This window comes from Ornithinimicrobium sp. F0845 (genome assembly GCF_023015765.1).
Classification (GTDB): Bacteria; Actinomycetota; Actinomycetes; order Actinomycetales; family Dermatophilaceae; genus Ornithinicoccus.
Genome location: NZ_JALKAL010000028.1, coordinates 1 through 2,859, shown reverse-complemented (window position 1 = coordinate 2,859; position 2,859 = coordinate 1). Strand labels below are relative to the sequence as shown.

Genomic DNA, 2,859 nt, shown 5'->3' with positions numbered 1-2,859 from the left:
CCAAACGAGGGTGTAGCGGTGGTGTGATCGGCGGCGGGTCGCTGCGGGGGTGAGGGTCGAGGTCTTCCGATGATGGGAGTTCTCACACAGCCCTCGATCTGGAAGACCTCGACGTGCCTGACTGTGAGTGTATGGGTGGCTGGTCGGCGATCGGCTGCCGAGAATGGCGTTGGTCGTCTCGTTCGAGCGTGACTCTGTGCCTGACTGTGCCTCGAGTTTGAGTGCCTTGGTAGCGACGTGTCCGCTTGGGTCGAGGTGGCCGGCGCCGTTCTCGGCCCACCTCGGTGGCCTGATCAGAAGACTGTCCAGCCCGGGTGCCTAGGCACTCAGGTTGTGACTCATCCACAGTCCTGCCCCGTGGTGACTCCTACCCGATGGCCGGCGCCGGCCCTCGCGGCCGGACCGTTTGTCCCGAAGAGGAAGAACCAGCCGCTATGACTATTGTCGCGCAAGCTCATCCGTTCGTCGTCGGCGTGGATACTCACGCCCGAAACCACGCCCTGTCGATCATGGGCACAACCCACGGTGAAGTCGTCGACGACGGCGACTTTTCCGCCACCATCCCCGGGATGGCCCGTGCGATCGATTGGGTCGCTCGCCGCACCGGCGGCGATCTTGAGGTGCTGTGGGTGATCGAGGGCGCCGCAACCTACGGCGCCCAGCTGGCCCGGGCAGTCACGACCGCGGGCTATCAGGTCGTCGAAGCCCCGGCCATGAGTGCCAGGGCCAACCGCGGCGTCGGGAAGTCGGACCCGCTCGACGCTCGCCGTATCGCCGCTGCTGTCCTGCCGCTCCAAGTCGACCGGCAGCGGCACTTGCGCGAGGACGCTGGGGTGCGTGCTTGCCTGCGGGTCCTGATGGGCGCCCGGGACCACATGACCTCCGAGCGCACAGCCAGCATCAACGCGCTCACCGCGCTGCTTCGTGTCCTGGACCTGGGCATCGACGCACGCAAACCCCTGACCGGACGGCAGATCGCCCAGATCGCCAAGTGGCGCACTCGCACCGAGGAAGCCTCGGTGCGGATAGCCCGCGCCGAAGCCGTGCGGCTAGCCACTCGGATTGTCGACCTCGATGCCCAACTCGCCGACAACGTCAGGACCACCACCGAGCTGCTAGAGCAGAGCCCAGCGCGCGTCCTTCTCGACAAGCCGGGTATTGGCCCAGTGACCGCAGCCGTGGTCTTCACCGCCTGGTCCCACGATGGCCGACTGTACTCCGAGGCCGCGTTCGCCTCCCTGGCTGGCACCAACCCCATCCCAGCATCCTCAGGAAACACCGTGCGTCACCGCCTCAACCGCGGCGGCGACCGGCGCCTGAACAAGGCTCTGCACATGGCCGTGATCGTGCGGATGACTCATGACGCAGAAACCAAGACTTACGTGCAACGACGACTGGCCGAAGGACTAACCAAGCGCGAAATTCGCCGCATCCTCAAGCGCTACCTAGCCCGTCAGATCCACCGCGCACTGACTGCCGCGAGCAGGGCCGAGGACACCACCCCCGCCCCTTCGCGGCTCACACCGCTGCCGACTTGACAGACATAGAAGAGTCGCTACCTTCACCACCCCTGACTTGACGACCTTCACGGGGCTGGACGACCTCGGGCTGGAGGTGACCGGCCAGTTGCTCCGGCCTGACCATGCGGTCCTGGCCTGCCGGGTCGTTGAACCGGACGACTGGTGCCACCAGTGCGGCTGCCAGGGCGTGCCGCGCGACACCGTCATCAGGAGGCTGGCTCACCAGCCGTTCGGATGGCGACCGACCACGCTGGTGGTCACCGTCCGACGGTACAAGTGCACCGGCTGCGGCCGCGTGTGGCGCCAGGACACCACTGCCGCGGCGCAGCCGCGGGCGAAGATCTCCCGGACCGCACTGACGTGGGCGCTGGTCGCGATCGTGGTCCAGCACCTGACCGTAGCCCGGGTCGCCGAAGCCCTCGCGGTGTCCTGGAGCACCGCCAACGACGCCGTCCTGGACGAAGGCAAGCGGGTGCTGATCGAGGACCCGCACCGCCTCGACGGCGTCCGCGTCATAGGCGTGGATGAACACGTCTGGCGGCACACCCGACGCGGCGACAAGTACGTGACCGTGATCATCGATCTGACGCCGATCCGCGACGGCACCGGTCCGTCCCGGTTGCTGGACATGGTCGAGGGCCGCTCCAAGAAGGCGTTCAAGACCTGGCTGGGCGAACGCGACCAGGCCTGGCGCGACCGGGTGGAGGTCGTGGCCATGGACGGCTTCACCGGCTTCAAATCGGCGACCACCGAGGAGCTCCCGGAGGCGGTCAGCGTCATGGATCCCTTCCACGTAGTCCGCCTCGCCGCCGAAGCCCTGGACGAGTGCCGCCGCCGGGTCCAGCAGGCCTCCTGCGGCCACCGGGGCCGCAAGGGCGACCCCCTCTACTCGGCCCGGCGGACCCTGGCCACCGGCGCCGACTTGCTCACCGACAAGCAGCAGGACCGGCTGGACACCCTGTTCGCCGACGAGGCCCACACCGAGGTGGAGGTCACCTGGGGTGTCTACCAGGCCATGATCACCGCCTACCGCGAACCGGACCGGCCCCGGGCACGCACCCTCATGCAGAAGGTGATCGACTCCCTGTCCTCCGGCGTCCCCTCACCGCTGCTCGAACTACGCAGGCTGGGCCGCACCCTGTCCCGCCGCGCCCAGGACGTCCTGGCCTACTTCGACCGGCCCCGCACCAGCAACGGACCCACCGAAGCGATTAACGGACGGCTCGAGCACCTCCGCGGCTCCGCCCTCGGCTTCCGCAACCTCACCAACTACATCGCCAGAGCACTCCTGGAGACCGGCGGATTCAGACCCCAACTACACCCTGGATTGGGATGAGCC

At 67.7% G+C, this 2,859-nt stretch carries 2 protein-coding genes; both read left to right on the top strand.

The window, feature by feature from the left end:
* Nucleotides 1–434 precede the first annotated feature (434 nt).
* Nucleotides 435–1,538, top strand: coding sequence for an IS110 family transposase (locus tag MWU75_RS19550; protein WP_247094126.1), 1,104 nt, complete (start codon nt 435–437; stop codon nt 1,536–1,538).
* Between the two features lie 37 nt (nt 1,539–1,575).
* Nucleotides 1,576–2,856, top strand: a complete 1,281-nt coding sequence (locus tag MWU75_RS19545; protein ID WP_247094124.1) for an ISL3 family transposase — start codon at nt 1,576–1,578, stop codon at nt 2,854–2,856.
* The last annotated feature ends 3 nt before the right edge of the window (nt 2,857–2,859 follow it).

Excerpts from the sequence above, each read along its gene's own strand:
- MWU75_RS19550 (WP_247094126.1), top strand. The coding sequence starts at position 435 with ATGACTATTGTCGCGCAAGCTCATCCGTTCGTCGTCGGCGTGGATACT.